The organism is Tardiphaga alba, assembly GCF_018279705.1.
In the GTDB taxonomy this organism is placed as follows: domain Bacteria; phylum Pseudomonadota; class Alphaproteobacteria; order Rhizobiales; family Xanthobacteraceae; genus Tardiphaga; species Tardiphaga alba.
The window spans coordinates 875,001-880,000 of record NZ_CP036498.1 but is presented as its reverse complement, the minus strand read 5'-3'; the positions used below and the strand labels follow the sequence as shown (position 1 = coordinate 880,000).

The following is a 5,000-nucleotide window of genomic DNA, read 5'->3' as shown; positions in this document are numbered from 1 at the left end:
CTACTAACGGAGTCTCTGTTGATGTCCTTTCCTCCGGGTACTTAGATGTTTCAGTTCCCCGGGTTCGCTTAAAACCCCCTATGTATTCAGGAGTCTCATACCTTCAACTGATAACCGAAAATCCAAGCTCACACCGACTTGCGTCAATGCGACCTTAGAGTTTCGGCTATCGAAGGTGGGTTTCCCCATTCGGAAATCTATGGATCAAAGCCTCTTCGCGGCTCCCCATAGCTTATCGCAGCGTAGCACGTCCTTCATCGCCTCTCATTGCCAAGGCATCCACCGAATACCCTTAAGACACTTGATTGCTCTCATTATCAATATCCACACACTCGGCAGAGTTTGCTGCAAGCTGCCTGTACCGACCAACATAGTTGGAAGCACAGATCCGCCCGCGACGCGGTCAAGCATCACGAACTTCAAGCAGCTGGATATGATTTAGAAAGACCAGTTATTTGCTTCTCAAAATCGAACCGATGCCGAGGCGGTCAAGCTTCAGCAGAACGGATCAAGCAGTGGAAGCCTGCGATGCAGACGTTCACCCTTGATCCGGGAGATTACACAGCAATCCTCAAGCCTAAGCTCCAGGATCCTGTTCGGATCGATTTCCTCTATACGATGTCATAAATCCCGCCATCGACCTCACGAAGAGACCGAAGCGAAGTTGTATGCGGACCTATCAGGAGCTGCCCATATTGGCGCTCACTGCGAACACACTTACCTTCAGTCGAAGATGTTTGATTGTTTTGTTAGTCCCGAACCTCAAACCGTTTCTGGTGGAGGCAGACGGGATCGAACCGACGACCTCATGCTTGCAAAGCACGCGCTCTCCCAGCTGAGCTATGCCCCCGTTCCAGAGACGAATGCTCAACATTGAGAACCAATGTTTTGCAGATGCGATGTCGACACGAGCAGCAGCTTCAAAGATCGAAGCGCGCAAATATGGTGGGCCTGGGAAGACTTGAACTTCCGACCTCACGCTTATCAAGCGCGCGCTCTAACCAACTGAGCTACAAGCCCTAACAACAAAGGGCAAAACTCTGCGCTCAGCACGACCTTGCGACCGACTGTAAGCGTCACGAGCACGCCCCAGCGTGTGTTCGTCCGCGAAGAAAGAGAAACGAAGACGGCGGTGTCCCGCCAATGCAGCTCAAACATTGATCCAATGTCTGGCCACTGATGTTTCTTAAAACAGGTCGATAACAGCAAGCTGTTGAAGACCCATCCTTAGAAAGGAGGTGATCCAGCCGCAGGTTCCCCTACGGCTACCTTGTTACGACTTCACCCCAGTCGCTGACCCTACCGTGGTCAGCTGCCCCCTTGCGGTTAGCGCACTGCCTTCAGGTAGAACCAACTCCCATGGTGTGACGGGCGGTGTGTACAAGGCCCGGGAACGTATTCACCGTGGCATGCTGATCCACGATTACTAGCGATTCCAACTTCATGGGCTCGAGTTGCAGAGCCCAATCCGAACTGAGACGGCTTTTTGAGATTTGCGAGGGGTCGCCCCTTAGCATCCCATTGTCACCGCCATTGTAGCACGTGTGTAGCCCAGCCCGTAAGGGCCATGAGGACTTGACGTCATCCCCACCTTCCTCGCGGCTTATCACCGGCAGTCTCTTTAGAGTGCTCAACTAAATGGTAGCAACTAAAGACGGGGGTTGCGCTCGTTGCGGGACTTAACCCAACATCTCACGACACGAGCTGACGACAGCCATGCAGCACCTGTGCTCCAGGCTCCGAAGAGAAGGCTCCATCTCTGGTGCCGGTCCTGGACATGTCAAGGGCTGGTAAGGTTCTGCGCGTTGCGTCGAATTAAACCACATGCTCCACCGCTTGTGCGGGCCCCCGTCAATTCCTTTGAGTTTTAATCTTGCGACCGTACTCCCCAGGCGGAATGCTTAAAGCGTTAGCTGCGCCACTTGTGAGTAAACCCACGAACGGCTGGCATTCATCGTTTACGGCGTGGACTACCAGGGTATCTAATCCTGTTTGCTCCCCACGCTTTCGTGCCTCAGCGTCAGTTATGGACCAGTGAGCCGCCTTCGCCACTGGTGTTCTTGCGAATATCTACGAATTTCACCTCTACACTCGCAGTTCCACTCACCTCTTCCATACTCAAGATTCCCAGTATCAAAGGCAGTTCTGGAGTTGAGCTCCAGGATTTCACCTCTGACTTAAAAACCCGCCTACGCACCCTTTACGCCCAGTGATTCCGAGCAACGCTAGCCCCCTTCGTATTACCGCGGCTGCTGGCACGAAGTTAGCCGGGGCTTATTCTTGCGGTACCGTCATTATCTTCCCGCACAAAAGAGCTTTACAACCCTAGGGCCTTCATCACTCACGCGGCATGGCTGGATCAGGGTTGCCCCCATTGTCCAATATTCCCCACTGCTGCCTCCCGTAGGAGTTTGGGCCGTGTCTCAGTCCCAATGTGGCTGATCATCCTCTCAGACCAGCTACTGATCGTCGCCTTGGTAGGCCGTTACCCTACCAACTAGCTAATCAGACGCGGGCCGATCTCTCGGCGATAAATCTTTCCCCGTAAGGGCTTATCCGGTATTAGCACAAGTTTCCCTGTGTTGTTCCGAACCAAGAGGTACGTTCCCACGTGTTACTCACCCGTCTGCCACTGACACCGAAGTGCCCGTTCGACTTGCATGTGTTAAGCCTGCCGCCAGCGTTCGCTCTGAGCCAGGATCAAACTCTCAAGTTGGACTTGAAACTTTTGAACCGGCATAATCACAACGTTTGACGAGGATCCCACCATTCTACGTCAATCAAAGCCGAAGCCTTAACCGACATGCCGTCCGCGCTTCACAGCGCAAAAACAGCGATGGTGTTTCCTTGTAAAAAACGTAGTGCCGCCGAAGTCTTTCGTCCGGTCTCTGCCCTTCAACACCAGCTCGCGCCGAATGCTTCAGAACCAAGACCCGCAAGGACTCCGCCGTCCACGTTTCTCTTTCTTCTTCTCAACTTGTCAAACAGCCCGACACATCAAAGTGTCACCTCCTCTGGCGAGGAGAAAATCTCGATCTTTGATCTTCCGCAGAAGATCTATCCGATGTGAGACCTAACAGGTCGGCATCTCGTGGATGCCAGCGCCCCGAAGGGAGCGAACCAGTAGACCTTCCGTCGGAAGGAAGCAACCTCTTTTTTCAGAATTTTTCACCAACCTGTCATCCGACCGATCAGCGATCTTTCTGAAGAAGGAAGCCCGTGATGCCTCCATTCCTAGAAGCCTCACACCCTTACACGACGCAGAAACAACAACCGGCAACTGACCGATTGTTGATGCACACTTCGAAGTGAAGGAGCTTACCGAGCGTGCTTTGCGCCCCGGGCCGTTGGCCCCGGCGCCGCCGCGCTCAGTGGCCGTCTTATAGGGGGTGGCTCCCGAAACTGTCAACGCTGAATCGTCAGAAACTTGTCGCACCAGATTCATGCGCGACGAGTCACGAGATTCGCTTGCAGCGCAGCGGTTTCCGCGATGTCTGCGATGTGGAAAGCGGCGTGATCGGCGCGTATGCGCGAAAACTTTTTTGCAGCGCGGGGGATTTATCGCTGCATCGCGATGATGAGAACGCGATCCGGGATACCCGTTCGCTTCACTCGTCCTTGAGCAGCGGCAACAGCTTGTCGAAATGCCTGATAACGAGCGCGATATTTCCCTTGTGCTCGATGGGCGGCAGTGGCGACTTCATGCTGGCCTGCAGATCGTCCAGCGCTTCTTTCTTGTCCTCGGCCGACATGGTCTTGTCCGCCTGAACGGCAGCGATCTTCTGTTTGAAATACGCTTCCGGGCCGACATAGGACTTCGTCTTCGGATCGATCCCGGCCATCACCAGACCGATATTGTCCTGCACGATGCTGTAATCGGCATAATCCGCGAAGCCGTGCTTCTTCACCACATCATTCAGCTGCGTCACAACGCTCGCATTCGCCTGCGCGATGGAAGACGATGGCGCAACCTTGGCCGTAAAACTATCAATGTCCTTATGCGCCGCCAGCAATGACTCGATCTGCTTTTCAGTCAGCGCGATCTGCTTGCCTGCCGTTGCCTGCTGTTTCGCCGGCTGAGCCAGAACGATCCCGCCGGGACAAATCACGAAAGAGGAAACGGCGAGAGCGGACATTGCGAAGAAACGCGCAAAAGACTTCATTTAAAGCATCCCCGAGAGTTGCGTTCTCGGTGAGTCGTTCACGCGCAGGGATAGTTCAGAGACTGAGGTAATATTTTGTGGGCTGCGCGATTGCCCTCAAGGTCTCCCGAAATCTCGCAGCGATCTAGATGTCGGCCTGGATACGCAATCGCCGGATCATGTCGGCAGATTCGGCCAGCAATGCGGGCACATCAATGCGGCTGTGACGTCCACTCTCCTTGTGAACCACGCCATCGATCATGACGAAGTCGACATCATTCGGGCGCGCCGCATGGGTCAGCAGGAAATCCACGTTCTTCACAGGGCTGGTGTTGAGGCTGTCCATCCGCACCGCGATGAGATCCGCGCGTTTGCCGACGGTGAGACTGCCTACAATTTTGCCGAGACCGAGCGCCTCGGCGCCTCCCATGGTGGCCCATTGCAGTGCCATCCGATCCGACAACGCGCCCTGCTTCTCCGCCATGCCGGCGGCGAGATCCGCGGTCACCCGCATCACACCGAACATGTCGGCATTGCCGGCGAGCACCATATTGTCCACCGACAGGCTCATCGGCACGCGTGCATCCATCATCTGCGCCAATGGCGGCAGGCCATAGCCGACTTCGAGTTCGGTCCAAGGGCTGATCGACAGCGGCGATTTTGTCTCCGCCAGCAGCCGCAAATCGGACGGGCTCGCATGCGTGGCATGAACCAGCAACACGTCCGGCCCCAGCATTCCTTCGCGGTGAAGCGTGAGGATTCCGCCCATCGCAGCAGCTGCGCGATCGGAGGCGATATGGCTGGTGATCGGCAGCTTGAATTCACGCGCCGCCGCCCATTCGCCACGCCAGGCGACGG

General features: G+C 55.2%; 2 protein-coding genes, 2 tRNA genes and 2 rRNA genes (2 of these 6 cut by a window edge). All 6 read right to left on the bottom strand.

The window, feature by feature from the left end:
* Positions 1 to 307 (bottom strand): 23S ribosomal RNA (locus RPMA_RS04160) (it extends 2,511 nt beyond the left edge of the window).
* A 467-nt stretch (positions 308 to 774) separates the two neighbouring features.
* Positions 775 to 850: transfer RNA gene (locus RPMA_RS04155), tRNA-Ala, on the bottom strand.
* Positions 851 to 943: 93 nt separating this feature from the next.
* A tRNA-Ile gene (locus RPMA_RS04150) sits at positions 944 to 1,020 on the bottom strand.
* 211 nt (positions 1,021 to 1,231) lie between these two features.
* Positions 1,232 to 2,716, bottom strand: a 16S ribosomal RNA gene (locus tag RPMA_RS04145).
* The 16S and 23S rRNA genes sit together here with 2 tRNA genes alongside, the layout of an rRNA operon.
* An 892-nt stretch (positions 2,717 to 3,608) precedes the next feature.
* A complete protein-coding gene (locus RPMA_RS04140; RefSeq protein WP_211911662.1) occupies positions 3,609 to 4,163 on the bottom strand; it encodes a hypothetical protein in 555 nt (184 codons plus the stop codon).
* A gap of 124 nt (positions 4,164 to 4,287) precedes the next feature.
* A protein-coding gene (locus tag RPMA_RS04135; RefSeq protein ID WP_211911661.1) for an amidohydrolase family protein crosses the window boundary here: on the bottom strand, positions 4,288 to 5,000 show its 3' portion. The gene runs 682 nt beyond the window's last position; 713 of the gene's 1,395 nt are visible here — the last part of the coding sequence; its start codon lies off the right edge, out of view; it ends in the stop codon at positions 4,288 to 4,290.